This window comes from Modestobacter lapidis (assembly GCF_054780755.1).
Genome location: NZ_BAAGVS010000030.1, coordinates 18,718 through 43,817 on the forward strand (window position 1 = coordinate 18,718; position 25,100 = coordinate 43,817).

Sequence of the window (25,100 nt, forward strand, 5' to 3'; positions counted from 1 at the left end):
CTGAGAACCATTGTCAACTCTGGTCCGGTCCACCCCGACCGTCGCCGGGGAGGAGATGCGGTGTTCGCCGTCACCCGATTCCGGGCCACGGAGGCCGACGTCCCCGGCCTGCTGGCCGACGCGACCACGTTGCTGGGCCTGCTGCGGCAGCGGCCCGGCTTCCGGGACGGGCAGCTGGGCCGGTCCACCGATGAGCCCGGTCTGCTCGCCCTCTGGACGGCGTGGGACGGCGTGGGCGCCTACCGGCGGGCGCTGTCGGCGAGCGAGGTCAAGATCGCCGGCGCCCCGGTCTGGCTGCACGCCGTCGACGAGCCCGGCGCCTACCTCACCGACTGAACCGGGCATCAGCGGCCGGACGGCGGGGTACCCGGCGAGCCGAACGGCCCGAGAATGTCCGGCGCGAGGAGGCAAGCCATGAGCACGAAGGTGGAGCGGTCGATCGAGGTCGACGTACCGGTACGGACCGCCTACGACCAGTGGACCCAGTTCGAGGACTTCCCGTACTTCATGGGCGGCGTGCAGGAGGTCCGGCAGCACGGTGACCAGCGGCTGCACTGGGTGGCCGAGATCGGCGGCGTCCGCCGGGAGTGGGACGCCGCCGTCCTCGAGCAGGTGCCCGACCAGAAGATCGCCTGGGCGGCCACGAGCGGGGCGACCAATGCCGGCGCCGTGCGGTTCGAACCCATCGGGGCGGGCTCGACGCTCGTCCAGCTGACCCTCGAGTACGAGCCCGAAGGCGTGGTCGAGCAGGTGGGCGACAAGCTCGGCATCGTCGAACGGCAGGTGACCTCCGACCTGAAGCGCTTCAAGGCGCTGGTCGAGGACCAGGGCTACGCCAGCGGCGCCTGGCGGGGATCGGTGACGCCGGGCATGGCCGTCGGCACCCCCGGGGTCGAGGACGCCGGGACCTCCCGGGGCGACAGCGGCAAGGCGGGTGTGTCGGGGAAGGTGGTCGCGGCCGGTGCGGCGGCCGCGGTCGCCGGGGTCGCCGCCGCCGTGGCGTCGAAGAAGAGCGGCGAGCAGGAGGAGGAGGTCGTGGTGGAGACGGCCGTCGTCCCGCCGCCGACCGCGGTCACCGACACCGTGGTCGAGCCGGCGGCCCCGGTCGCCCCGGCGGCGGACCCGGTGACCGGGGCCGCCGCCGCCCCTGTGGCCGCCCCTGTGGCCGACCCTGCGGTCGATCCGGCCGACGACCCGCTCGACGACCCGGCCCTCGTCCGACGGCCCCCGGTCTGATTCCTGCCGCCGGTGGGAGCCCGTCCTCTCCCACCGGCGGATCGGGGGCCCGGTGCGCCCGGAGGCTCCTGACGGGCGGCGACTAACGTCTCGAAGGACCTTCCTGCCCCCCGCCACTTGCAAGCTCGTGTCGGGCCCCTGCAGGAAGGCCGCCGCCGACCGCCAGCCGGATGGAGCCCCCGTGCCCAGCGACGCCCCCCAGACCACCCGTACCGCCGACCCGGCCCGCCTGGAGAAGGTGGTCAACCTCTGCAAGCGCCGGGGGTTCGTCTTCCCGTCCGGGGAGATCTACGGCGGTACGCGCTCCGCCTGGGACTACGGCCCGCTGGGCGTGGAGCTGAAGGAGAACATCAAGAAGCAGTGGTGGCGCACGGTCGTGCAGAGCCGTGACGACGTCGTCGGCCTGGACTCCTCGGTCATCCTGCCCCGTCAGGTGTGGGTCGCCTCCGGTCACGTCGGGGTGTTCACCGACCCGCTGACCGAGTGCCAGAACTGCCACAAGCGGTTCCGGGCCGACCACCTGGAGGAGGAGTTCGAGGAGAAGAAGGGCCGGGCGCCGGAGAACGGCCTGGCGGACATCGTGTGCCCCCACTGCGGGGTGAAGGGGTCCTGGACCGAGCCCCGGGACTTCAACATGATGCTGAAGACCCACCTCGGCCCGGTCGAGGACGAGTCGGGGCTGCACTACCTGCGCCCGGAGACCGCCCAGGGCATCTTCGTCAGCTTCGCCAACGTGATGGGCGCGGCCCGGAAGAAGCCGCCGTTCGGCATCGGCCAGATCGGCAAGTCCTTCCGCAACGAGATCACCCCCGGCAACTTCATCTTCCGCACCCGCGAGTTCGAGCAGATGGAGATGGAGTTCTTCGTCCAGCCCGGCACGGACGAGGAGTGGCACCAGTACTGGATCGACGAGCGCACCCGCTGGTACACCGGCCTCGGCATCTCCCGGGACAACCTGCGGCACTACGAGCACCCGAAGGAGAAGCTGAGCCACTACTCGAGCCGCACCGTCGACATCGAGTACCGCTTCGGCTTCACCGGGTCGGAGTGGGGTGAGCTCGAGGGCGTCGCCAACCGCACCGACTTCGACCTGAAGACGCACAGCGAGCACTCGGGCACCGACCTGTCCTACTTCGACCAGGCCTCCGGTGACCGCTGGGTGCCCTACGTCATCGAGCCGGCGGCCGGGCTGACCCGCTCGCTGATGGCCTTCCTGGTGGAGGCCTACACCGAGGACGAGGCGCCCAACGCCAAGGGTGGGGTCGACACCCGCACGGTGCTCAAGCTGGACCCGCGGCTGGCGCCGGTGAAGGCCGCCGTCCTGCCGCTGTCGCGCAACGCCGACCTCTCGCCGAAGGCCCGGGACCTGGCCGCCACGCTGCGCCGGAACTGGAACGTCGACTTCGACGACGCGGGCGCGATCGGCCGCCGCTACCGCCGCCAGGACGAGATCGGCACGCCGTTCTGCCTCACCGTCGACTTCGACACCCTCGACGACGACGCGGTGACCGTGCGGGAGCGGGACTCGATGAGCCAGGAGCGGATCGGGCTGGACGCCGTCCCCGGCTACCTGGCCGCCAAGCTGCCCGGTTGCTGAGGAGGGACGTGGTCGGGGGCACTCGGGTCGGCCACCTACCCTGGATGGCGTGACCACCCCCACCCTCGAGCGTGCGACGACCCCGCGGGCGCTGCAGCTGGGGCGGCTCACGGTCGACCCAGCGGTGGTGCTGGCGCCGATGGCGGGCATCACCAACCCGGCGTTCCGCACGCTGTGCCGGGAGTTCGGGGCCGGCCTCTACGTCTGCGAGATGATCACCACCCGCGCGCTGGTGGAACGCAACGAGAAGACCCTGCAGATGGTGCGCGCCACGACCGACGAGGCCGACGCCTTCAGCGTGCAGCTCTACGGCGTCGACCCGGCCACGGTGGCCCGCGCGGTGGGCATGCTCGTCGACGAGCGGGTCGCCGGCACCCGGCCGGCGCACATCGACCTCAACTTCGGCTGCCCGGTGCCCAAGGTGACCCGCAAGGGCGGCGGGTCGGCCCTGCCGTGGCGCCGCCGGCTGCTCGCCGACATCGTGCGGGCCGCCGTCGGTGCGGCCGGCGACGTCCCGGTCACCGTCAAGACCCGGGTCGGGATCGACGCCGACCACGTCACCTACCTCGAGGCCGGCCGGATCGCCCAGGACGAGGGCGCCGCGGCGATCACGCTGCACGGGCGCACCGCCGACCAGCTGTACAGCGGCACCGCCGACTGGTCGCACATCGCCCGGCTGGTCGAGGAGGTCAACATCCCGGTGCTGGGCAACGGCGACCTCTGGGAGGCCGACGACGCCCTCCGGATGGTTGCCGAGACAGGGTGCGCCGGCGTCGTCGTCGGCCGGGGCTGTCTGGGCCGGCCCTGGCTGTTCGGTGACCTGGCGGCCGCCTTCGCCGGCTCGCCGTCCCGCGCGCTGCCCGGGCTGCGGGAGGTGGCCGCGGTCATGCACCGGCACGCGACCCTGCTGTCGGCCGACCAGGGCGAGCTGCACGGCTGCACCGACTTCCGCAAGCACGTCGCCTGGTACCTGAAGGGCTTCTCGGTGGGCTCGGACGTCCGCCGGGCGCTGGCGATGGTCAGCGGCCTAGACGAGCTCGCCGAGCTGCTCGACCGCATCCCCGACCAGCCGTACCCGCTGGCGGTGCTCGGTGCGCCGCGCGGCCGCACCAGCCCGCCCCGCCCGGTCGCGCTGCCCGAGGGCTGGCTCGACGACCGGGACGACCCACGACCGCCGAAGGGCGCCGAGCTGATGGTGAGTGGCGGATGAGCACCGGCCCGTTCCTGTACGACGACGACCCTGCCCCGCTGCACACCGGGGAGCCCCGCCAGCGCAGAGGGCTGCTGGTGGCGCTGCTCGGGTCGACGGTGCTGATCGCCGTCCTGATGGTCGGCGGGATCCTGTTCTTCAAGGGGTCGGGGGAGGAGCAGTCCCGCGAGGTCGCCACCGTCTTCACCGCGGCGCTGTCGCAGGGCGACGTCGAGACGGCCTACGACCTGCTGTGCGACGACGAGCGGGCCCGGCTGCTGCCGGAGGAGCTGGCCGACGCGTACCTGCAGGAGGGCACCCCGGCGGTGGTCGGCGCTGCGGAGACCGAGCACGACGACGGCCCGGCCCAGCTGGTCGACGTCCGGTGGGGCGAGGGTGCCGGGGCGGTCACCACGGAGCTGCTCGTGGTGCCCGAGGGCGGCACCAAGGTCTGCGGCACGAGCGCCGGCTGAGCACCTGCGCGGGGACGGCGACGCACCGTCCCCAGGAGTCGGCGCCGGTGCCGTGGGTCCGTGGTACCCATGACCTGTGGTGGTGATCGGGGGACGACTGGTCGGCCGGCTCGTGGGTGCGGCGGTGACCGCCGTCGTGCTGCTGGTCGGCTCGACCGGGCTGGCCATCTGGTGGACGGCACGGCAGGACGCCCGGCCGTCGTCGGATGCGATCGTGGTGCTCGGCTCCGCCCAGTACAACGGTGTCCCGTCGTCGATCTTCGAGGCCCGGCTGGAGCACGCGCTGCGGCTGTACGAGGCCGGGGTCGCGCCGGTGGTGGTCACCGTGGGCGGCAAGGCCGCCGGTGACGCGTTCACCGAGGCGGAGGCCGGTCGCGACTACCTCGCGGCGGCGGGGGTGCCGGCCGACGCACTGCTGGCGGTGCCCGAGGGCGGCGACACGCTGGAGAGCATGCGGGCGGTCGCGGCGGCGTTCACCGAGCGGGGCTGGTCCACGGCCGTGCTGGTGACCGACCCGTGGCACGCGATGCGGGCCGAGCGGATGGCCGAGGACGCCGGGATCGACGCGACCAGCTCGCCGACCCGGCAGGGTCCGGCCGTGCAGACCCGCGCCACGCAGTTCCGTTACATCGTCCGGGAGACCGCGGCGTACCTGCTCTACCGGGCCACCGGCGAGAGCGTCGCCGGCGCCCCAGGGATCGGCTGAGGAGGAGGCGTGCTCGAGCTGGGCAGGTCCGGGGCGCACGGCACCGCGAAGGGGACGGTGCCGGTGCTCTCCGACGGCGTTGGGGTGGCCACGCTGCGCGCGTCGAGCTGGAAGGATGCCGCGACGGCCGAGGTCGGGTCGCGGTCGTGGATGTTCACCAAGCGCGGACGGGAGCTGACCGGCCGGTGGGCGGCCGAGCCGGAGGACGCCGTCCGGCTGCGCGCCCGGGAGGAGTCGTTCTGGAAGGGCGCGTGGTCGGTGGAGTTGGACGGCGTTCCGGTGGAGGTCGACACCGTGTCGAGGTGGAAGGGCACGCGCCGGTTCTCCGCCAGTGGACGCAAGCTCGCCGAGAGCGGCCGGACCCGCGGCTGGAACCCCAGGCCGACCCTCACCGCCGATCCCGCACTTCCGCTGGACTCCCAGGTCTTCCTGCTCTGGCTGGAGCTCGTGGCCATCCGGCGCAACGCTGCCGCGGCGGCGACCTGATGGCCGGGCGGGGGCGCATCCGGGCCGCGGACATCGCGCTGGTCCGGGAGCGGTCGAAGATCGACGACATCGTCGGCGAGCACCTGCAGCTCAAGCGCGCCGGCGGCGGCAGCCTCAAGGGGCTGTGCCCGTTCCACGACGAGAAGTCACCGTCGTTCCAGGTCACCCCGACGAGAAACCTGTTTCATTGTTTTGGCTGTGGGGAAGGCGGCGACGTCATCTCCTTCGTGCAGAAGATCGACCACCTGTCCTTCTCCGAGGCGGTCGAGCTGCTGGCCGGCCGGGCCGGGGTGCAGCTGCAGTACGAGGACGACGGTGGCCGCCCCACCGGCGGACCGGACCGCGCCGGCGTCGGGCAGCGCGCCCGGCTGGTCGCTGCCAACACCGCGGCCGCCGAGTTCTACGCCGCGCAGCTGATGACCCCCGAGGCGTCGCCGGCGCGGACGTTCCTGGCCGAGCGCGGCTTCGACAAGCAGGTCGCCATCGACTTCAGCTGCGGCTATGCCCCGGCCGGCTGGGATTCGCTGACCAAGCACCTGCTGGGGAAGGGCTTCACCCAGGCCGAGCTGGTCACCGGCGGCCTGGCCAAGGAGTCGTCCAGGGGCAGCCTGATCGAACGGTTCCACCGCCGGCTGCTGTGGCCGATCCGCGACATCACCGGCGACGTCATCGGCTTCGGCGCCCGCAAGCTGATGGATGACGACCCCGGCCCCAAGTACCTGAACACCCCGGAGACCCCGCTGTACAAGAAGAGCACGGTGCTCTACGGCGTCGAGCGGGCCAAGCGCGACATCGCCCGCAGGCACCAGGCCGTCGTCGTGGAGGGCTACACCGACGTGATGGCCTGCCACATCGCCGGTGTCACCACCGCGGTCGCCTCCTGCGGCACCGCGTTCGGCGCCGAGCACATCAACGTGCTCCGCCGGCTGCTGATGGACCAGGACGAGTTCCGCGGTGAGGTCGTCTACACCTTCGACGGCGACGCCGCGGGGCAGGCCGCGGCCATGAAGACCTTCGCCGAGGACCAGCGCTTCGTCGCACAGACGTTCGTCGCCGTCGAGCCCGACGGGCGTGACCCCTGCGAGCTGCGCCAGGCGCACGGGGATGCCGCCGTCCGCGACCTGGTCGCCCGGCGAACGCCGCTGATCGAGTTCGTGTTGCGGACGACGCTGGCCGGCTACGACCTGGACACCGTCGAGGGCCGGCTCGCCGCGCTGGACAAGACCGCGCCGCTGCTCGCCCAGGTTAAGGACCACGCCCTGCGGCCCGCCTACGCCCGGCGGCTGGCCGGAATGCTCGGCCTGCCCGACGAGGGCGAGGTCATCGAGCGGGTCCGGCGGCTGGCGGGGGGTGACGGTGGCGGGGAGCGTCCGCGGCCGCGGCAGCGGGCCGCCCAACGGACGCCGGACGACGCCGCCCTCGAGGTCGAGCGGGAGGCGGTGAAGGCCGCGCTGCAGTGCCCGGAGATCGCCGGGCCGCAGTTCGATGCCGTCGACGCCCACGCCTACACGAGCCCGGACTACGCGGCGGTGGCGGCGGCGATCGCCGCCGCGGGCGGAGCGGCAGGTGCCGCGGTGACCGGCCCCGCCTGGCTGGACGAGGTCTCGGCGCACTGCGCCCAGGACTCGGCGCGGGGCATGCTCACCGCGCTGGCGGTCGAGCCGCTGCGGTCGGTGGGGGAGAACGACGTCATCTACGTCAACGCGCTGATGGCCCGGCTGCAGGAGATGGCCACCGTGCGGGAGATCGCGGCGACCAAGGGCCGGCTGCAGCGGATGAACCCGGTGGAGCAGGCAGACGAGTACATGAAGCTGTTCAAGAAGCTGATGGACCTGGAGCAGTTGGCGATATCGCTGCGCAAGCGGGCCGCGGGCGGACTGACGCCGTGACGCTCATCGAACGGGTGCGGGCCCGGTTCGCTCGGCCACCGGAGCCGGTCCGGGCCGTCGTCGCCGCGTCACCGGACGCCGACGAGCGGGTGCTCGCCTGGGGGGTGCTGGCCGACGGCGGCTGGCTGGTGGCCACCTCGCGCGGGCTGCGGAGCGTGCCGGCGGACCTGGACCTGCCGGCGGCGGGGAAGGTCGCCGTCCTGCCGTGGCACGAGGTCGGGACCGCCCGGTGGGCAGCGGCCCGGGACGGCGGGACGCTGACGGTGACCCCGCTGGCCGAGGTGGAGCCGGGGGTGCAGGCGCGGCTGGCCGCCCGGAAGTACGTGCTGCGCGAGGCGGGGGAGCTGCCGAGGACACTGCGCTCTCGGGTCGACCGCACGGTGGTGCACAGCCAGCGGCACCCGCTGCCCAACGGAAGCTCGGTGCTGCTGGTCGCCCGCCGGGTGCCCGGTCAGGCGGCGCGCGAGTGGACGGTCGTGTTCGACGACGACGCCGACCGCGACGACCCGGTTGCCCGGGAGACCGCCCGGGAGCGGCTGGCGGCCGCGCTGGCCGCCGACGACCCCAGCCGCTGACGGGCGTGCCACGCCTCGGCTGCGCCGAGCGCCCACCCGTTCCGCCCGAGCAGCCACGGAACGCGTCGCATGCCGTGGCGCTCGGGCGCTCGAGTGGTCAGCGGGGGCCGGGCTCCTGGCCGGGGCGGGGGCTCGGCTCCTGGCCGAGCCGGGACTTGGCCGAGTCGACGGCGGCGTCGGCGCGGGCCTGCACCATGCCGGCGACGCTCTGCAGGCGCGGGTCTTCCTTGGCCGAGTGGTAGGTGCGGCGGATCTGCTCGTAGCGCTCCCGGCCGGCGCGGGCGCCGAGCACGTAGCCGGCGCCGAATCCGGCGAGGAAGGACAGCTTGGCCACGGGGGGACCTCCAGGGTGTCGGGCGGAGTGGTCACGCTACCGGCGGAGCGGGGCGGCGACCCGCCGAGAGACCCCTGCCCGGACCCAGCGCCCGGTGGGGTAACCTCTCTGACGCGTGCGGGTCACCCCGCCGTTCCCCCGTAGCTCAATTGGCAGAGCATGCGACTGTTAATCGCAGGGTTAGTGGTTCGAGTCCACTCGGGGGAGCTTCATCAAGGCCCTGACCAGCAAATTTGCCGGTCAGCGCCTTGCTTCTGGCGTCATTCCTGTCGGTCGGGCATCCTTTAGGCATCCAAAACGGATGAGGAGGATGCCGTGGGCCGGCCACCGTTACCGCTCGGCACGTACGGCAAGGTCCTGTTCATCGCCCAGCCCAGCGGTCAGGTCAAGGCCCGGGCGAAGTTCCGCGACTTCGACGGCCGGGTCCGGCTCGTGTCCAAGGTGGGCCCATCGCGCGCCGCCGCCGAGCGGGCGCTGAAAGCCGAACTCACCAGTCGCCAGGCGCCCGGTGGCGTCGGCGCGATCACCGCCGGAACCCGAATGGCCACGTTGGCCGAGGCGTGGATCGAGGCCGACCATGGCTGGTCGACCGGGACGCAGCGCACCTACAGGTCGGTGGTCAACAAGCAGGTCAAGCCTGCCTTCGGTCAGCTCTGCATCCGCGAAGTGACGTCCGGCGTGGTCAGCCGGGCGCTGGCCGCCATCGCCAAGAGCAGCGGACCGGGGGCGGCCAAGACAGCGCGGGCATGCCTCTCCGGGATGTTCGCGCTGGCGATCCAGGACGGCGCTGTCGCGGTCAATCCGGTCCGTGACGCCACTGCCAAGATCAGTACCGGCAAGCGAGCGCCGCGCGCACTGACTGCAGCAGAGACAGGTCGACTCGTCGAGCTGTTTCGGACCAGCGACCGCGCGACCGAGCTCGACCTGCCCGACCTCGTCGACTGGATGCTTGCCACCGGCTGCCGGATCGGCGAAGCGCTGGGTCTGCGGTACGGGACCAACGGCGACGGCAAGCCAATTCTCGACCTCGACGCTGGGACGTGGGAGGTTAACGCCACCGTCGTCCGCCTTCCAGGCGCAGGGCTGACGATCCAACCGCGGCCGAAGACCACCGCCGGTTGGCGGATCATCGCGCTGCCCGAGTTCGCTGTCCGGATGCTGGAGGACCGGCGGGCGAGTGCTCGCCGGCAGACGGACGCTCAGGTCGTCTTCCCGCCGCCGCTGACCGGCGCCCTGCGGGATCCGTCGAACGTCTCAGGAGACCTCCGCCAGTTGCTCGATTCGTTCGAGTGCGAGACCTGCGGCGGAACGGGCTATCAGCTCGACGAGGACGGCTCGTTCAGGGCGGGGGCAGGCGGGCGACGCATCCGCTGCGAGGAGGGGCCTTGGTCGTGGGTCACCTCGCACACCTTCCGCAAGACCGTCGCCACGCGCCTCGACGAGGCCGGCCTCAGCCCGCGCCAGGTAGCCGACCAGTTGGGCCATGCCAACCCGTCGATGACGCTCGACGTCTACTTCGGCCGGCAGGTCGTCAGCGCCGAGGCGGCGAAGGTGCTGGACCGCTGAGCTGCGTCGCCGTGAAGTCCTGGCACGACGGCGGGGCGGCGCTCACTCCCGCCGCTCACCCCGCTCGTTCGGCGCGCCCTGCTTCCGCCTGCTCATGTAGCCACGCGGTCACGTCGGCGCGCCGGTAGACCACGCGTCGTCCCACACGGAAGCTTTGCGGCCCGGTGCCGAGATGCCGCCAGTACCTCAGCGTGGAGACGGGCGAGCGCATGATCTGGGCAACCTCGGCCGTGGTCAGCAGGTCATCGGGGCTGTCCATGGCGCACTCCTTGGGGCTCGTGACGCGGGCCGGGTGGGTCACAGCGCAAGGTAGGCCGAGGTATCGACAGCTCATCTGGATCGCGTATCGGTAGGAGACTGCGAACCCGACACGACCGCACCGGGGCTTCTGCGCCGGCAACAATGGGACCGGCCGGGGTGCGCTCATGGTCACCGGCGCGTGCGCGCAAACTCATCTGGCACAGGTTCCAACACCAGCACGTGGTGACCAGGTCAGCCGTAGCTGGGGTCGACAGGCGTTGAGGGGTCCACCGCCACGGCGTCGAGCGCGGGGGCTGTGAGGATCGCGTCGATCGCTGCGCGGCTCCCGCCGACGTAGGTCAGATAGTTGTCGGTCTCGGTGGCGACGAACCAGGCCCGATCGGCCGGCCACCAGCGGCTCGCGCACCGCCACTCCAGTGGCGTCGGCAGCACCGGGGTGGCGGAGACCGGTCCGGCGAGCAGGTGGCAGGCCCGGTGAGGGACCCGGACGCGCATCGGCCGGTCTTTCCAGGCTTCGGTCTCCTCGAGGGCGAAGCCCTCCAGAGGCAGAAGTAGGCATCCTCCGGTGTCCCGGTGAAGCCGGAGAGGATGTCGGCGAGGGCCTCGGTCTCCCGAGCGTCGAGGCCGCCGTCGGACGGCCGACCCCAGTGGTCTGACCCGGCTACGAGGGCGTCGAAGTGTGTCTCGGCGGTGAGCGGCACGCCGGTGTGGGCGGCGATCTCCGACCACCTGTGCCGCGGCTCGCCGTGCTCGTCGTCCCGGTTGTAGTAGGAGGGAGCACACGGGCGTAGGCGGCGAACACGGACGGCACCATCGTCGCCACGGTCCAGTTACGGGTGCCGGCGGTGGACGCCAGCGCCCTCTCCACCCAGGCGGCCGGCCCCGTGTCAGCCAGCAATGACATCCCCGGCGCCCAGGCAACAGGCTCCCTCAGTTCCATCTCGTTTCCTCCCAGGAGATTGACCGCCGCAGGCCTGACCGCCGTCGGGGCGTCCCAGTTCACCGTCACTGACTCGGACCCGGCCATTGCAGTGTTGGCCGCCGTTGATGTCGTAGACCCCTACCTCCTACTCGATGTGGTGGCCGACCTTGAGTTGGGAGTCGCCCTCGACCTCGGTCTCAGCTCCCTGCCGCCAGGCCGCTGGTGAGCATGCCCGCGCTCCTCGCGGCCACCCTCTACGCCGCCCGAAGCCGCCGGCCCGGCGGCGAACAACTGATCGCCGCAGTTGAGTGGGGAATCGGCACGTATCCGACCCGGGGCACCGGACGGGTGCCTGGGTCGCCCTCAATGGGCGCGAAGGCGCCCGCATCAGGGGATGTGGAAGCAGACCCACTGTCCACAGGAACTGTCGGAGAACCGTTCCGTCGTCATTACGTCGGTGCAGCTTTACGTTATGAGCGACGCAACTGAGACCGAACAGCGAATCTGCCGATTCCCGGGCTGCCGTCGTCCGACGGCGGACTCGCAATCCGGCGTAGGCCGGCCGCCGGAGTACTGCGACGACAGCGCGCACAATCGGACCGCCGCCTGGCACGCCCGCCGCCGGCCGCGCACGGAGCAGTCCGCGGCCGGGATGGAGCAGCGGCCGATAGATGCCGCGCGACAGCGGGCAGGTGAGTTGCACGGCCAGGTCGCCGGCATGATCGAGCACTTGGATCAGCAGCTGCAGGTGTTGCTCGAGGAGCTGCGGACGGTGGCCGACCCGGAGGCCGCCGAGCTGCAGATCGAGATCGTGACGAGTGAGGCGGCCGAGCAGGTTGCGACCGCCGCGGCTCGCGCCAGCCGGGCCGAGCAAGCACAGCAGCGCGCCGAGGCCGAGCGCGCGGAGGCCGACGCCGCTGCTGAGGATGCCTCTGCGCTGAGCGCGCAGCTTCGTACCCGGCTCGAAGAGGCTCGCCAGCAGCTAACGGAGGCCGAGACCGACCGAGAGAGACTGAACGCCGAGCTGGCCGACGCCCTCGCGGCCGTCGACGCAGAGCGAGAGCAGTCCGCCGCGAAGTTGATCGATCTCGCGGAAAAGCTGACCGTCGTCGAGGCGCGGCTGGTCGAGGCACACGGCGACCGCGACGCTGCGATCCGACGAGCGGAAGCCGCGATGGCCGCGCAGTCCGAGGCAGAAGAGCGATCCCGCAACGCTGTCGAGCGGGCGGACGCCGAGTCAGCGCGCGCTGCTCGTGCCGAGGATGCGGTCGAGTCGGTACGTCGGGGCCTGGCGCAGGCTGACCGGCAAACCGCAGACCTCCGGGACGAGGCCAGCGACCTGCGCGGCAGGCTGGCGGCGATGACCGCCCAGCGGGACGCCGCCGTACACGACGCCGAGCGCGAGAAGACCCATGGCCACGAGCGAGTCGACGACCTGCGTGCCCGTCACGAGGAGGAGAACCGACGACTGCGCGAGGAGCTCGCCGAGTTGCGCGGTGAACTCAACACGGCGCGCGACGACGCCCGCGTGCAGCGCAGCAAAGCCGACCGAGCCGAAGCCCGACTCGACAACGCCGTGACAACCAAGGCGCGGCGCTCCCAGTTGCACGCGGGACGCGCACGGCGTCGAGGCGAGATCGCGGCCACAGAAACCGAAGAGACCCGTGACTGACACCGGGGCAGCGTGGCCGAGCTCGTCCTACGCGCCCTGCGCGGTGATGGAAGCGGCGATGAATCGCCCGGTTGGGACCGGCGCCCTGCTGCCGTGCCAAAGATGCTGCTCGGCGAACTCACCGCCAAGGGTTTCGGCTGGACGTCACAGTCAGAGGGTGGCCGCGAGCAGAAAGCCGGCCGCGAGGGCAGGGCCGTAGGGGAAGGTGCTCCGGCGGTCCCCGTCGCGCATCAAGGTGACCACGGCCTGCGTCACGGTGATCAAGGAGAAGGCGGCGAGGGCCAACAACAAGCCGCGATGCGTGGCGTGTCCGAGACCCAGACCACCGAGCACAGCCAGGCGGACGTCGCCGAACCCTGCTCCCGCGAACCGCCAGCACAACAGCAGGACGACCCCCGCCGCCGCAGCTGCGAGACCGCTGGTGAGCAGGCTCCGCCAGTCACCGTGCACGGCGAAACCGACGGTCAGCAGTATGCCGGTGCCGACCGCGGCCTGCCGGACGAGTGGTGTCGGGATGCGTTGGGTGACCGCGTCACAGGAGGCCGCAGCGACCAAGGCACATCCCCAGACCAGCAGCGCAGGCACCAGCCACCACGCCTCCGCACGGTGGGACGTCACGATCGCTGCGGCTCCCGCCCCGCCGCCGGCGGCGGCGCTGGCCAGCAATAGGCCCGGCCGGACAGCCTCGACCCGTGACAGCTGCGCGAGCCCGCGAGTAGTAAGCCAGGGCGTAGCGGTGGCGCCGACCAGCGCCCCCGCCGCTGAGGCGACCATCCACGTGCCGTTCATCCGCTGAGGGCCACCCTTGACCTCCACGGGAGCTTGTCCTGATCGTCGCCGGGCGACCCTGTGGATATCTGCGCCATCCCAGCTTCCGGTGCGGGAGCGTGTCAGGACCGCGCGATACACCCAGACGGGGAGGGCGAGTGACGGACTCAGCGACAAACTGTCACCCGAAAGGGTGGGAACGAGACGGTGGTCACACGTCCGCTCGACCCGGAGGGCAACCTCGGTCGACGGACGGTGACGCGATCGGGGGTGATCAGGCATGGCGGTGATGCGCGCGACGGCAGGCGTGGCCGCAGCGATCCTGGCGCTGACGGTCTCCGGCTGTTCGTCGTCCGACGCCGGCCCGAGTTCGCCGACCTCCGGGACGGCGCCTTCCCAGACGCCGAGCCCCTTGCCGACCACTCCGAGCCCCGCCGAGGAAGCGCAGGCACTGGCGGTCGCGCTCGTTCCGGACTACCTCGGGACGATCGACGATCTGTACCTCGACCCGTCGCTCCCGCTCGACGGCGTACACCAGGTCGCGGTGGCTCCGGAAGCCACGGCCCAGGCCACGGCGATCGGCAAGTTCCGCTCCCAGGGATACCGCCAGACCGGACGGTCGCAGCTGATGAGCGCGTCTGCCGTCAGCGTCGACCTCTCCAACAATCCCGCCGCTTCGCCGTCACCTGTCTTCCCGACCGTCGTCGTCACCGCCTGCGTCGACGTGGGCGAGGTGGACGCGGTCGATGATTCCGGGGCGTCCATCGTGCCGTCAGGTCGTCCGCGGTACCTCGTCCAGCAACTCACCGTGGTGAACCCGAACTATCCGGACACGTCGTCGTGGCGGGTCAGCGAGGCGCCGAACAGGCAGGCGGAGTCATGCGACGGGTAGTCCTCGTCCTGGCGGGAGTGCTGCTGTGCGTGTACGCCTCGCTGGTCCTTTCGCCAACTGCTGTCGCTGATCCGGCGACCTGCCAGCAGTACGACTCGCATGGCATCTGTGTGGTCGAAGTCGAGACGGCCGAGGATGCCCCTGGGACGGCGGCCCCACCGGCCGCGACGACACCCGACGGGGATGGCGGCACGCCTGCGGCTGTCTGCACTGTCAGCCCCTCCGGCACCGTCATTCCCTGCCAGGACGGCCAGGCATGGTGGTCACAGGACATGCAGTGCTACGTGGAGGCGATGGTCCAACAGCCTCCGAAGGACTCGCCGATCTGGGGCGGTCGCACGGATGGTGCCATCTACAGCTGCCTTTCCTACACCGGCGGTGGAGCGTTCCCCGGCACCAACGGCTTCACCTTCTGGTCGGCGACCCCGCCGACGGCTCCAGCCGCGGTCGATCCCGCGGTGCTCGCGCAACAGGCGTTGAGCACGCTGACGGTGCCGTCACCGACGACAGGCCGGTATCCGGCCGGCACCCTGCAAGGCGGGCAGCCGTTCACGGTCGTCAACGCCTACACCTGGTTCTGGACCGACCCGGGATCGTTCCGAGCGTTGACCGCGCGGGCCGACGCCGGAGGCATGTGGGCCGAGGTGAGCGTGACGCCGACAGCGCTGTCGTTCACGCCGGGCGATGGGGCTGCCACGGTGTCGTGCCCAGGTGTCTCGCCCCGGGTTTGATGGAGGCTCTCAATCCACGTGAGGATGAGAGTCATGGCGGCACCGAGGAAGTACCCCGACGAGCTGCGGGAGCGGGCGATCCGGCTGGCGGTCGACGCGCGGCGTGACCCGGCCACTCGGACCGGGGCGTTGAAGCGGATCGCCGAGCAGTTGGGCATCAACGCCGAGACGCTGCGGAATTGGGTGATCCAGACCGAAGTCGACGAAGGCCGCCGGCCCGGGACAACGACCGATGACGCCACCCGGCTGGCCGAGCTGGAACGGGAGAACCGGGAGCTGCGCCGGGCGAACGCGATCTTGAAGAGCGCGTCGGCTTTCTTCGCGGCGGAGCTCGACCCCCCCTCCCGCTGATCGTGGACTACATCGATCAGCACAAGCTCGAGCACGGGGTCGAGCCGATCTGCCGCGTCCTCACCGAGACCGGCGCGAAGATCGCCCCGAGCACCTACTACGCGCACCGCACCCGCCCGCCGTCGGCGCGGTCGGTCAGCGACGCAGCAGCCACCGCGGTGATCGAGCGCGTGCACGCCGACAACTACGGGGTCTACGGCGCGCGCAAGGTGCATGCCGAAGTGCGCCGGCAGGGCCATGCCGTGGCCCGCTGCACCGTCGAGCGGCTGATGCGCTCCGCCGGCCTGCGGGGCATCACGCGGGCCAAGGGCCCGCGGACCACGGTGCCCGGCACCGGCGCCGACACCCGCCCGGACCTGGTCGACCGGGCGTTCACCGCGACCGGCCCGGACCAGCTCTGGGTAGCGGACATCACCTACTGCCGCACCTTCTCCGGCTGGGTGTACGCCGCCTTCGTCATCGACGTCCACTCCCGCCGCGTCGTGGGCTGGCAGCTGTCCCGGTCGCTGCGCACCGACCTGGCCCTGGATGCCCTGGAGATGGGCATCTGGACCCGCCGGCGGACCGGCCGCGACCTCGGCGGCCTCATTCACCACTCGGACAAGGGCGTCCAGTACGTCGCGGTGCGCTACACCCAGCGCCTCGCCGAGGCCGGCGCCGTGGCCTCGGTCGGCTCCACCGGCGACAGCTACGACAACGCCCTCGCCGAGGCGTTCAACTCCCTGTTCAAGGCCGAACTGGTGCGCAACAAGGGACCTTGGAAGGGCATCGACGACCTCGAGATCGCCGTCGCCGAGTACATCGACTGGTTCAACCACCGACGCCTGCACGGCGAGATCGGCCTGATCCCACCGGCCGAGCACGAGGACACCTTCTACCGGCACAATCCCGTGGCGACTACCGTCGCCGCGTCAGTTCCGAGCCTCCACTAAACCCGGGGCGAGACAATCTGCATGAGCGCACCTGGGCGTGGTGGTGAGCGCCCAACCCGTCGAGGATCTCGGCCACCTCGAGTTCGCGCCGATAGCCGCCCGGTAATCATCGGACCTGAAAGCAGCGATGACGGGGGCTGGTAAGGCTGGAGCGTCACCATCGGCGAACGGTTCCTTGGCACCGGGAGCGCCGGGTGGGACTCCCGGGTCGCCACAGTTGTTGTCGGCGCGCGATGCGTTCTTCGCCGTGTACCTCCTTCCTCGTTCTCGTGTCGGCCTGTAATCGGCCGGCTGGAGGAACCCCCGGTCAGCAGCACACCACTAGTGCTTCTCCAATCCCTGCAAGCACACGGTCCCGTGGCCGTCGTCTGCCTACCGAAGAACACCCTTCATGAAGCGCGGGCGGCGCGGGTCGGTCTGCGACAGCAGCACAGAAGACAAACCCCTGGCAGGTCGTCTCCCCGCGTGGCGTTAGCATTCAACCGCCGTCGGTCACCTCGAGGAGCTGCACCTGGGTCCCGTCCCAGTGCAGCCGTCCGATCCAAGCAACCATGTTGTCCCCGGCGCCGCTGTAGGTGCTCCAGGTGACCAGCAGTTCCCGGCCAGTGATGTCTAGGCCGCTGACCGTGGCGTGCTCGTCGGGGGTGACGCTCGACATGTCGACCGAGCCGAGCAGGGTGGGACCCGGCCCCCACAACACCACAGTGTCCGGCCAGGCGACTCCGCCGGCGCTGCAGCCGACCACCGCAGCGGCGTCACCGGCCCCGTCGCCGGTGAGGTCGGCCAGCACCGGGTCGGGTGGCACCTGAAGGTCGACGTAGCCGTCGGTGGGTCCGAGGCCGGGAAGGCTGCCGTCGATAAGTCGGCCAGCCGGGTGCTCGCACAGTGAGGGAACGGGGGCTGTCTGCAGCTCGGCGCTGGTGACGCCTCGGGCGGTCGCTCCCTCGACGGAGAACTTGATGCCGTTGAAGTAGCGGATGCTGTCGACGGTCCCCACTACGCCCTGCAGGAGCTGCTGCACACCGCTGATGAGCCATTCGACAGCGCCGAGCAGGAATGCGGCGAGGCCGCCGGTGATGCCGTAGGCGATCGCCCACTGGTCCTGGAGGCAGCCAATGGCAAACTTGTACGTTCTGACGAACACGTCGGCCACGCCCGCGGCATCGGATGGGTCGGCGTGCGTGAGGTCGATGCCCTGCCGGATGCACTGGCTAGAAGTGAACAGCGTCTTCGCGGCGTTCGCGAGGGCCGACGGCGACGGCGACTTCGCCCCCGGGATCTTGCCCAGCACCATGGCGAGGGTGTCGATGCCGTACAGGAATGCAGAGGCCAGATAGGCGTTGCTGTCGATGGTGACCGTGGCAATCGGATTCTGGTTGCCCTGAGCGGTGAGGGTGATTGCCTGGCCGGGCGGGACGATGGCGATCTTGCGGCCGTGAGGCGGGGCGGCGATCTTCTCCGCGACCCAGGCGGCGATCGTCTTGTCGGCCTCGTCGGCGCTGGTCACCGAAGAGGTCCACTGGTCCGGGAACTCCACGCTGAGCGCATAACCGCGGTTGTTGGCGATCCGCAGCTGCGCAAGCCCGTCATTGACTCCGGCGCAGCTCTTCAGAATGGGAACGTCGGGGTGGTCGGTGCCGACAACGAAGCCCTCGGCCTCGAGCTGATCGACGCCCGGGCAGGTGGGCTGCTGGGCGTGGTCCTCGACATTGAAGATCTTCTTCAGCCCGGTCGTCATAGCGTTCTTGACCGGCCCGAAGTCCAGCCGGAACGGCCGCCACGAGGACAGGTGCGGCGACTGGGCGGAGACCGTCTGAGACGCGGCGTCGTAGGTCGACGGCACCGTCGTCCAGTCGCCGACGTTCTCGTCGTAGTAGGCCATCAGCGCGGCATCCGGCCCGGGATCGCCCTCGACGGCCGGAGCGGGCGGAGCGGGTAGGGTGAGGGTCACCTGCCCGGTCAGCTGGGTGCCGGTGAGGCGGAAGTCGTAGGCAACTCCGACAGGCAGGCCTGCGGCTGACGCCGGTGGTGAGGCGAGCACGCTGCCCACCAGCTCGCCGCTACCGCTGACCGCTCCGGCGGGCACGGCCACGGATGCGCCACCGGGCATCTTCAGCGTGGCTTCCGAGTTGACGTCCACCGCCACCGAGGTCCTGTCTGGATCGGCGGCCGGCGGAGGAGTCCCTGAGCTTGTACAACTGGACAGCGCCACCACGGCGACCAACGGCAGCACGAGCCACGGCCGACGAGTTCGCTGCGCTGCTTTGAACACCAGTGCCCCCCGTAGCGGCATGCCGCGCATCCAAGCACGCGGTCACCGCCCCTGGGCGGGTCATCCGCATGGGCAAAGTAGGTATGTCCGCGCAGCCCGTACCGACGACGGCTCCGCCTGCTCCTCCGGCGCGGCCTCGGTCAGCTCACCGGCCACACGGGGGCAGAGGGTGGTTGCTCCATGCCCGGCAGCCGAGGAAGAGGGCGCTTGGCGGGTAATCAGCGCCTTATCCCCGCTGATGCGGTCCACTACACCGCTCGGTGCCCACGGGTAGCTCCGCTCATGGACGGCACTCCGCCGCAGCCGGAGGGTTGGGGGCTTCCCCATTGGCCTCAACGCGGGGAACGGTAAGGCGCTCATCTTCCCAGGCCGCCCCACCCTTGCCCTTACCGCTGGATGACCCACGCCGCTCGGCTGCCAGACGACTCGTACAGCACCACAAACTGGCCCGCAGGGTTGCCCGTGTTGTCAAAGCAGACGTCACCATACGTTTTCTCGGCTGGAGCCAGACGACCCGAGCCGAGCAAGCCGGCGCCAGAGTGACCCGCGGTCTCTAGTCGCGTGACGCTGCGAGATGCCCCGGACGGATCTTGTAGAACCCAGTCGGAGTTGCTAAAGCTCAACGTATTTTCGCCGTTGTTGATGATTGTGACGGTGGTGCAGAGCATCGTGAGGTTGTCTAACGACTGAACATGACCGGGGGGCGGATAGAGTGCCGTCGCAACGAGGTCCAGCTCGCCGAGGGTGATCACGGTGGCGGGCTCAGACGCTACATCGTTGCCCGTCTTGCCCTGGAAGTCTGGGCCCGAGGACGCAGGCTCCACCGGCGCGTCACCGGCCGAGTCAGCGCCAGCGTCGCCTTCTGAGCAGGCCGATAATATGAGCGCTGCCGCCGCGCAAAAGGCAAGCGCGCTAGTCCTGATCGTGGTCATTTGGGCATTCTTATCGATGTGCGATCTGCTGTACACAGACTGACCGAGCGTCAGGCCCGGCTCGTATTGACGAGTCGGATGAGTTCCGGTACGTCAGGCGTGCGGCAGGTTGATGCTGACGTGAGTGGATCCCGGCGTGCGGAACTGAACGTGTCGGCGTTGCAGTCAGCGACAGTCGCGATGACTACGTCGGCGTAGACCTCTGAAGTGACCCCCATCGGCTGCACACCTCCAGAGTTGGCGCGAGCCAGGGAAGAAGGGCCCCGGGGGGGCCGACAGAGCAAGTACCCCGAGGAGTTCCGGCAGCGAGCATCGCAGCTGGTCCTGGACAGCAGGCGCAGCGTCCGTGACGTGGCGGGCGAGCTGGGGAACAACCACGAGAAGCTGCGCAACTGGGTCGCCGCCGAACGTCGGCAGCGGGCCGACGGTCCGGCCGCACTGAGACCGAGCGAAGAAGACCGCGGCTTTTTCAGGATCGCGCGCTCGAGTTCCAGCTCGGCGACCTTGCGTCGCAGCCGGGCGAGCTCGAACCGTTCATCGGCACTGGTGGCCCATGGGCGCCGAGCTCGCCGATGCCTATGCCATCGAGGCCGCTTGGGAAGCGTGGGTGGACCATCGCCGGGTCTATGGCGCCCGTCGACTGACTGCTGAGGTCCGCGACCGCGGGCACGTCTGGAACCGCAAGCGGGCGGCCCGGCTGATGCGCGTCGGCGGCATCGAAGCGATCCATCGCCGGCGACGGGGCAAGTACGGCCGTCGCGCCGGCTCCACCGCGACGGCCCCGGACCGGGTCCAACGCAACTTCACCGCGGCCGCGCCCAACCAGCTCTGGGTCGCCGACATAACCTATCTGCGCTCCTGGGAGGGCTCGTGGCAGCCGGAGCCCACCCATGCTGCTGGAGCGGTCTTTGCGTCGCACAACAAGGCCTTGACCTCGACCAGCAACTTCCGGATGCTTCCTGGGCCGGAAGGCGGTCACGGGGGATGGGCGGTGCTGCATGACCACGTCGCACGATTCACGCCGGTCCGGCCGGCCGTCAGCGCGCAGACCTCGGACGCGGCTTCCGCTGTTCGCGGTCCTGGCCGTGGTGGCCCTCGCAGCCATCGCCGCGGTGCTCCTGCTCACCCGGTCGTCGGAGGAGGCGTCTGTCGCGGACCCGCCGGCCGCGCCATCGTTGACCGAGGAGCAGGCCCAGCAGCTGGCCGGGCAACTGGCCGACCCTGACCCGGCGGTCGTGGCGCCGGCGATTGCGGAGGCCGTTCGCGCCGAGTATGAGGCCGCGGCAGCGCCCCTCGTACCCGCCGGCGGAACCTTGACCATTGATCCGGCCACGTTCGTCTCCGGGCTAGAGCCCGGATACGCCACCGTCCAGGCCAGCGCGTCCGGCCCGCAGGTTGGTCAGTTCCTCGTCGCCCTGGTCTATGAGAACCAGGAGTGGCACGTACTCGCGACGGTGCCCCAGTGATCGCAGCTTTGCGCCGCGGGCTGTGGGTGGCGCTGCTGGCGCTGCTGGCGGCCACCCTTCCCGGGGTGGGGGCGGCGGCGGCCGCGCTGCCCGCCGCCTCGGACGCGCTGTGCAACGACGTCGCTCCCGGCCGGCAGAACATCGGCACCCAGACCGTTGTCCTGCTCGTGCACGGCTACAACTCCGGTGTGCACGCCTGGACCGGCGGCGACGGCGCGATGATTTCCACGCTGAGCCTCATTCAGGGCGTCACCGTGCGCGCCTTCGACTATGGCGAGGTTTCCGACGAGTGGGTGACCAACCCCGACATCGGGCCACGGCTCGGTGCGACGATCTTCTGCTACGGCAACGCGTCAGCCGAGCAGGGCGGCACGGGCAAGGTCGTCATCGTCGCCCACTCCATGGGCGGCTTGGCCACCCGCTGCGCTCTGGACGAGAAATGCAGCGGATACGCGGGCAACGCCGAGCGCGTCGGCATGGTCGTCACCCTGGGCACGCCGAATGCCGGCTCTTTCCTGGAGGCCCCTGGCAGCGGCGCCCACACGGGAGTCGGCAGCGCCCTCGGCGCGCTGTGCTGGGTGGGCGAGACCGCCGGTGCTCCAGCGAAGGACGTGTGTGACCACGTTCGGGCACTGTCCACCAGCAATGCGTCGAAGGCTTTTGTGCCGGGCTCCTCCCAACTGAACGAGCTGCCGGCCTTCCCCGCCGAGCTCGAGGTGCACGCCGTCGCCGGCCAGACCACGCTCAGCGTCCGGCAGTTCTTTGGCCCACCGCTGAGCATGAAGGCCGGCGACCTGGTGGTCGGCGTGGACTCCGCAACCGTCGGCACCGACGACGTCCCACCGGTCGTCGTCGACTGCGGCACCTGGTCTTTCGTCGCCGCGCCAGTGCTCAAGGTCCCGGCTGCCGGCATCGAGCAGTTCGGGTCGTGCTGGCACGGCAGCGAGACCTCCTACATCGACTTCGTCTCCGCCACATCTCAGTTCGTCGCCGAGTACCAGCCGCCGATCCCCTCCAGCCCAATGGGGCAAACCAGCGCGACCGGCACCGAAATCATCGTGACCTGTCATGCGGACGAGAAGTTCAACAATCTGACCGTGTACGACACTGATTCCGGCAATGTGTTGGACACTGTCCAAGCGCCCCTGGACTTGGGCGGCCAATACACGACATCCGCGGGAACGGTGTCATTCGGTCAGCACGACGAAGATACCGGCGACTACTCATTTCAGAACTTCGGGCCGGACTTCGCGTCGGTCCCGGGCGTGGCCGTCTTCCCCGACGGTCGACAGGTCGCGGCCAGCGTGTCCCTCGGCGACTCGTCGCTTTCCTTCGCTGGCCCGGTGCCGGCTGCCCCGACCGGCTTTGGCGCCGCGCCACCGAGTAGGGTGCTCGATGCGCTCTACACCGCGGACGGAAGCCTATGGTGGGTCGAACTCCCTCCGGGCAACGAGTCGTACGTCGTAAAGAACGACATGGGCGAAAATCATGTTTTTCCCCTCAAGGAGGAAGGCCCCGCCGAAGAGGCCACCGGCTTTTCGCTGTACCGCGACGGCGGCTGGTATGTAACCCTTGCCAATTACAATAATAACAAGTATCGAATCGCTTCAGGTGAACTCATCGACTCGTCCGAATTCGCCCCAGCATGGTGGAACTACTACACGGGCGGGGAGGAGCTTCTGCCCGATACGCAGTACACAATCGGGCTGGGGCGGTACCGAACCGACGGCACATCCATAGCTTTCTGCGCGACCCCGCCGGGTAACACATCAAACACGCTTTTCACGGTGGCCAACACCGGCGGGGAGCCGACCGAGGTGGTGGCGAACATCGTGGACGAGGGCATCGTCTACTACGGCCCCGACCGCTGATGTACGGACCGACGCCAGGCGGGCGCACCCCGCCGCCAAGCCGCCAAGCCGCCAAGCCGCCAAGCCGCCAAGCCGCCAAGCCGCCAAGCCGCCGAGCCGCCGAGCCGCCGAGCCGCCAAGCCGCCAAGCCGCCAAGCCGCCAAGCCGCCAAGCCGCCAAGCCGCCAAGCCGCCAAGCAACTTCCTCGGTGCCGCCACGACTCGCATGCTCACGTGGATCGCGAGCCTCCATCAGGCCTGACTTTGCTCATTTGCTTAGTGCGTGACGTCCCGAACTTCGGAGCGCGTCGAGGATCGCCTGCTGGGGTGCGGGGATGGCGGGAGCGAAGGTCTGGGTGGTGCCGTTGATCGCGATGGTCGCCGAGCGCAGCGGCCGGAGTTGACGGATGAGGTTGCCGATCGCCAGCCCGGTGCGGTTCTGGGCTTCTCGGGCGACGGCGAGGGCTGCGAACACGATGGTCAGGTGGGCCTCGATCGCGTCGCGGGTGTGGTGGAACATCGGCCGGGCCCGCAGATCGGTCTTCGACATCCGGAAGGACTGCTCGACCCGCCAGAGGTCGTGGTAGCTGGCGATGACCTCGCCGGCGGGCATGATCGTCGCGGGGATGTTGGTGACGTAGCCCTTCAACCCGACTAGGGCTCGTGCCCGGGCCAGGGACCCCTCGTCCAGCGACCTGCTGCCGTTGGTCGTCTTGACGAACCTCGGGGTGCGAGCAGCGCGTTCGCCGGCGACGACCTCCCGGGCCCGGGTCTCCTGCAGAGCGAGAGTCTTGCGGTCCCGGGCTGCGCGTTTGGCCGAGTACGCCCACACCGCCCGCCACGACCGGGGATGTGCCGCGGGGTCCCACACTGGTTCGGCCCTGCGGCTGATGTCGTTCTCGCTACCCCCGCCGCTCTTGCCGCCGCTGCCTTTGCCCCTGTTGGTCATGGGGGTGATGGTGTCGATCACCTGGCCGTCAGCGAACGCATCGCCGTGCCAGTGGAAGTGCGACTCCAGATCCACTGGGGCCTTGGTCGCCCGGGAGCCGACGATGAACCGCAACTGCGCGTCATCCAGTGCGCGCAGGTTGGCCGCTGAGAGCATCCCGGCGTCGGCGACCACGACCATGTCGGCCAGGGAGTGCCGTTGCTGGAATTGCTCGATGATCGGCACAAGGGTCGCGGTCTCGGCCTTGTTGCCTTCGAAGCAGCCGATCTCCAGCGGGAACCCGTTCCGGTCGACCAGCAGACCGACCACGACCTGCGGGTCGACCCGGCGCTCCTTGGAGTAGCCGACCTTGCGCAGGTCGTCTTCTTTCTCGGCCTCGAAGTACAACGTGGTCACGTCGTACAGGCACAGCGACAGGTCCCCGCTGACGGCGGCGTGGGTGAAACAGGCGGCGGCGATCCGGTCGCGGTAGCCGTCCTTCCTGGCCCGCCGCAGAGCGCGGTTCATCGTGGCGTAGCTCGCCGGGGTCCGGCCCAGATCGCGCAGCACCCGACCGGCGTCGGCCAACGAGGCGGGCTCCACGATCCGTGCGAGAACCAGATCGGCGAACACCTCATCGGTGACCTCGGCGAAGCCCAGCGCGGTGAACACCGAGGCCAGGGCGTCGTACAGCAGCCGTGACCCGGTGCTCACGACCCGGCCGGCGCCATCACGCCCGGTCTTCACCGGGGCTGCCGTGGCCAGATCCAGGGCGCCCTGCCTGGACGGCGCGCCCACCAGCGGCACCACCTGCGGGATGGGCTCCACACCGAGGTCGAGCATCTCTTGCGCAGGGTCGGCCAGCAGCTCCCGCGCCCGTTCCATCAGTACCCCGAGCTCGGCGTCGGTGTGCGCCGAACCGACGTGGGCGACGATCCGCTGCCGACCTCCCGAGTACTCCGCGACCTGCACCGCCGTGGCCCCCGACGCGGTCCGAACCCGCCGGATGAACGCCACCCCACGACCCTAAGCCGCCCGCTTAGTGCGTGAAATACATACCAAGCCGACGCGTC

General features: G+C 70.4%; 25 protein-coding genes, 1 tRNA gene, 1 pseudogene and 1 other annotated feature. Of the genes and pseudogenes, 20 read left to right on the forward strand and 7 right to left on the reverse strand.

Annotated elements, in window-relative coordinates; genetic code table 11:
* Window positions 1–60 precede the first annotated feature (60 nt).
* The 9 genes from ACYVG5_RS19815 to ACYVG5_RS19855 all read left to right on the forward strand — a co-directional run bounded on the left by ACYVG5_RS19815 (window position 61) and on the right by ACYVG5_RS19855 (window position 8,151).
* Window positions 61–336 (forward strand): antibiotic biosynthesis monooxygenase family protein, encoded by a 276-nt coding sequence (locus ACYVG5_RS19815; RefSeq protein ID WP_222050371.1) that lies wholly within the window; start codon window positions 61–63, stop codon window positions 334–336.
* A 78-nt stretch (window positions 337–414) separates the two neighbouring features.
* Window positions 415–1,236 carry an SRPBCC family protein gene (locus ACYVG5_RS19820; RefSeq protein ID WP_222050372.1) on the forward strand — a complete coding sequence of 274 codons (822 nt, stop codon included), beginning with the start codon at window positions 415–417 and terminating at the stop codon, window positions 1,234–1,236.
* Between the two features lie 181 nt (window positions 1,237–1,417).
* Window positions 1,418–2,833: a glycine--tRNA ligase gene (locus tag ACYVG5_RS19825; RefSeq protein ID WP_460683473.1), complete on the forward strand. Its 1,416-nt coding sequence runs from the start codon at window positions 1,418–1,420 to the stop codon at window positions 2,831–2,833.
* A gap of 49 nt (window positions 2,834–2,882) precedes the next feature.
* Window positions 2,883–4,043 carry a tRNA dihydrouridine synthase DusB gene (gene dusB, locus ACYVG5_RS19830; protein WP_222050373.1) on the forward strand — a complete coding sequence of 387 codons (1,161 nt, stop codon included), beginning with the start codon at window positions 2,883–2,885 and terminating at the stop codon, window positions 4,041–4,043.
* Window positions 4,040–4,495, forward strand: coding sequence for a hypothetical protein (locus tag ACYVG5_RS19835; RefSeq protein ID WP_222050374.1), 456 nt, complete (start codon window positions 4,040–4,042; stop codon window positions 4,493–4,495). The genes dusB and ACYVG5_RS19835 overlap by 4 nt, the downstream gene beginning before the upstream one ends.
* Before the next feature lie 82 nt (window positions 4,496–4,577).
* Window positions 4,578–5,201 carry a YdcF family protein gene (locus tag ACYVG5_RS19840; protein WP_222050375.1) on the forward strand — a complete coding sequence of 208 codons (624 nt, stop codon included), beginning with the start codon at window positions 4,578–4,580 and terminating at the stop codon, window positions 5,199–5,201.
* 9 nt (window positions 5,202–5,210) lie between these two features.
* Complete coding sequence (locus ACYVG5_RS19845) at window positions 5,211–5,687, forward strand: hypothetical protein (RefSeq protein WP_222050376.1); 477 nt, start codon at window positions 5,211–5,213, stop codon at window positions 5,685–5,687.
* On the forward strand, window positions 5,687–7,576 hold the full coding sequence (gene dnaG / locus ACYVG5_RS19850) for a DNA primase (RefSeq protein WP_222050377.1): 1,890 nt from the start codon (window positions 5,687–5,689) through the stop codon (window positions 7,574–7,576). Before ACYVG5_RS19845 ends, dnaG begins: the two co-directional genes overlap by 1 nt.
* Window positions 7,573–8,151, forward strand: a complete 579-nt coding sequence (locus ACYVG5_RS19855) for a phage holin family protein (protein WP_222050378.1) — start codon at window positions 7,573–7,575, stop codon at window positions 8,149–8,151. The genes dnaG and ACYVG5_RS19855 overlap by 4 nt, the downstream gene beginning before the upstream one ends.
* Window positions 8,152–8,248: 97 nt before the next feature.
* Here the strand turns inward: ACYVG5_RS19855 and ACYVG5_RS19860 are convergent, their stop codons facing one another.
* On the reverse strand, window positions 8,249–8,485 hold the full coding sequence (locus tag ACYVG5_RS19860; RefSeq protein WP_222050379.1) for a hypothetical protein: 237 nt from the start codon (window positions 8,483–8,485) through the stop codon (window positions 8,249–8,251).
* A gap of 134 nt (window positions 8,486–8,619) precedes the next feature.
* Between ACYVG5_RS19860 and ACYVG5_RS19865 the strand changes: the two genes are divergently transcribed.
* A tRNA-Asn gene (locus tag ACYVG5_RS19865) sits at window positions 8,620–8,692 on the forward strand.
* Between the two features lie 108 nt (window positions 8,693–8,800).
* Entirely contained in the window at window positions 8,801–10,051 is a 1,251-nt protein-coding gene (locus ACYVG5_RS19870; protein WP_222050380.1) for a tyrosine-type recombinase/integrase, read from the forward strand.
* Window positions 10,052–10,106: 55 nt separating this feature from the next.
* Here ACYVG5_RS19870 and ACYVG5_RS19875 read toward each other — a convergent pair whose 3' ends face one another.
* On the reverse strand, window positions 10,107–10,310 hold the full coding sequence (locus ACYVG5_RS19875) for a helix-turn-helix domain-containing protein (protein WP_222050381.1): 204 nt from the start codon (window positions 10,308–10,310) through the stop codon (window positions 10,107–10,109).
* A gap of 233 nt (window positions 10,311–10,543) precedes the next feature.
* A complete protein-coding gene (locus ACYVG5_RS19880; RefSeq protein ID WP_222050382.1) occupies window positions 10,544–10,807 on the reverse strand; it encodes a hypothetical protein in 264 nt (87 codons plus the stop codon).
* A 350-nt stretch (window positions 10,808–11,157) separates the two neighbouring features.
* On the opposite strand from ACYVG5_RS19880, the gene ACYVG5_RS19885 reads away from it, so the two are divergent.
* Window positions 11,158–11,460 (forward strand): hypothetical protein, encoded by a 303-nt coding sequence (locus ACYVG5_RS19885; RefSeq protein ID WP_222050383.1) that lies wholly within the window; start codon window positions 11,158–11,160, stop codon window positions 11,458–11,460.
* Between the two features lie 168 nt (window positions 11,461–11,628).
* Window positions 11,629–12,906 (forward strand): coiled-coil domain-containing protein, encoded by a 1,278-nt coding sequence (locus ACYVG5_RS19890; protein ID WP_222050384.1) that lies wholly within the window; start codon window positions 11,629–11,631, stop codon window positions 12,904–12,906.
* A gap of 150 nt (window positions 12,907–13,056) precedes the next feature.
* On the opposite strand, the gene ACYVG5_RS19895 is transcribed toward ACYVG5_RS19890, so the two are convergent.
* Window positions 13,057–13,722 carry a prepilin peptidase gene (locus ACYVG5_RS19895; protein WP_222050385.1) on the reverse strand — a complete coding sequence of 222 codons (666 nt, stop codon included), beginning with the start codon at window positions 13,720–13,722 and terminating at the stop codon, window positions 13,057–13,059.
* 232 nt (window positions 13,723–13,954) lie between these two features.
* Here ACYVG5_RS19895 and ACYVG5_RS19900 point away from each other — a divergent pair, with 232 nt between their 5' ends.
* The 3 genes from ACYVG5_RS19900 (at window position 13,955) to ACYVG5_RS19910 (ending at window position 16,580) form a co-directional block, all read left to right on the forward strand.
* Complete coding sequence (locus ACYVG5_RS19900; protein ID WP_460683474.1) at window positions 13,955–14,566, forward strand: hypothetical protein; 612 nt, start codon at window positions 13,955–13,957, stop codon at window positions 14,564–14,566.
* Between the two features lie 29 nt (window positions 14,567–14,595).
* Window positions 14,596–15,297, forward strand: coding sequence for a hypothetical protein (locus ACYVG5_RS19905; RefSeq protein ID WP_222050386.1), 702 nt, complete (start codon window positions 14,596–14,598; stop codon window positions 15,295–15,297).
* A 33-nt stretch (window positions 15,298–15,330) separates the two neighbouring features.
* A protein-coding gene (locus ACYVG5_RS19910; protein WP_246631016.1) for an IS3 family transposase occupies window positions 15,331–16,580 on the forward strand; the annotation gives its coding sequence in 2 pieces (ribosomal slippage) (window positions 15,331–15,610 and window positions 15,610–16,580; 1,251 coding nt in all).
* Window positions 15,609–15,737, forward strand: a sequence feature (AL1L pseudoknot). Its footprint overlaps the gene before it by 129 nt.
* Before the next feature lie 478 nt (window positions 16,581–17,058).
* Here the strand turns inward: ACYVG5_RS19910 and ACYVG5_RS19915 are convergent.
* Together ACYVG5_RS19915 and ACYVG5_RS19920 are read right to left on the reverse strand one after the other, a co-directional pair.
* Entirely contained in the window at window positions 17,059–18,726 is a 1,668-nt protein-coding gene (locus tag ACYVG5_RS19915) for a hypothetical protein (protein ID WP_222050387.1), read from the reverse strand.
* 512 nt (window positions 18,727–19,238) lie between these two features.
* Complete coding sequence (locus ACYVG5_RS19920; protein ID WP_460683475.1) at window positions 19,239–19,784, reverse strand: DUF4352 domain-containing protein; 546 nt, start codon at window positions 19,782–19,784, stop codon at window positions 19,239–19,241.
* Window positions 19,785–19,991: 207 nt separating this feature from the next.
* On the opposite strand from ACYVG5_RS19920, the gene ACYVG5_RS19925 reads away from it, so the two are divergent.
* The 4 genes and pseudogenes from ACYVG5_RS19925 to ACYVG5_RS19940 all read left to right on the forward strand — a co-directional run bounded on the left by ACYVG5_RS19925 (window position 19,992) and on the right by ACYVG5_RS19940 (window position 23,121).
* On the forward strand, window positions 19,992–20,435 hold the full coding sequence (locus tag ACYVG5_RS19925; protein ID WP_222050389.1) for a transposase: 444 nt from the start codon (window positions 19,992–19,994) through the stop codon (window positions 20,433–20,435).
* Window positions 20,368–20,514 (forward strand): annotated as a pseudogene (locus ACYVG5_RS19930) (IS3 family transposase); the annotation flags it as partial. The gene ACYVG5_RS19925 and the pseudogene ACYVG5_RS19930, both read left to right, overlap by 68 nt.
* A gap of 355 nt (window positions 20,515–20,869) precedes the next feature.
* A complete protein-coding gene (locus ACYVG5_RS19935; RefSeq protein ID WP_460683478.1) occupies window positions 20,870–21,250 on the forward strand; it encodes a hypothetical protein in 381 nt (126 codons plus the stop codon).
* Entirely contained in the window at window positions 21,247–23,121 is a 1,875-nt protein-coding gene (locus tag ACYVG5_RS19940; protein WP_222050392.1) for an esterase/lipase family protein, read from the forward strand. Before ACYVG5_RS19935 ends, ACYVG5_RS19940 begins: the two co-directional genes overlap by 4 nt.
* Window positions 23,122–23,367: 246 nt before the next feature.
* Here the strand turns inward: ACYVG5_RS19940 and ACYVG5_RS19945 are convergent, their stop codons facing one another.
* The gene (locus tag ACYVG5_RS19945; protein ID WP_222050393.1) at window positions 23,368–25,044 is read right to left on the reverse strand and encodes an IS1634 family transposase; all 1,677 of its coding nucleotides are present in this window, start codon (window positions 25,042–25,044) and stop codon (window positions 23,368–23,370) included.
* Window positions 25,045–25,100 lie beyond the last annotated feature (56 nt).

What these genes read in the sequence shown, in the direction of transcription:
- ACYVG5_RS19890 (WP_222050384.1), top strand. Translation starts at nt 11,629, where the DNA reads ATGTGGAAGCAGACCCACTGTCCACAGGAACTGTCGGAGAACCGTTCC.
- ACYVG5_RS19875 (WP_222050381.1), bottom strand. Translation starts at nt 10,310, where the DNA reads ATGGACAGCCCCGATGACCTGCTGACCACGGCCGAGGTTGCCCAGATC.
- ACYVG5_RS19880 (WP_222050382.1), bottom strand. Translation starts at nt 10,807, where the DNA reads ATGCGCGTCCGGGTCCCTCACCGGGCCTGCCACCTGCTCGCCGGACCG.
- ACYVG5_RS19835 (WP_222050374.1), top strand. Translation starts at nt 4,040, where the DNA reads ATGAGCACCGGCCCGTTCCTGTACGACGACGACCCTGCCCCGCTGCAC.
- ACYVG5_RS19920 (WP_460683475.1), bottom strand. Translation starts at nt 19,784, where the DNA reads ATGACCACGATCAGGACTAGCGCGCTTGCCTTTTGCGCGGCGGCAGCG.
- ACYVG5_RS19820 (WP_222050372.1), top strand. Translation starts at nt 415, where the DNA reads ATGAGCACGAAGGTGGAGCGGTCGATCGAGGTCGACGTACCGGTACGG.
- ACYVG5_RS19900 (WP_460683474.1), top strand. Translation starts at nt 13,955, where the DNA reads ATGGCGGTGATGCGCGCGACGGCAGGCGTGGCCGCAGCGATCCTGGCG.
- dnaG (WP_222050377.1), top strand. Translation starts at nt 5,687, where the DNA reads ATGGCCGGGCGGGGGCGCATCCGGGCCGCGGACATCGCGCTGGTCCGG.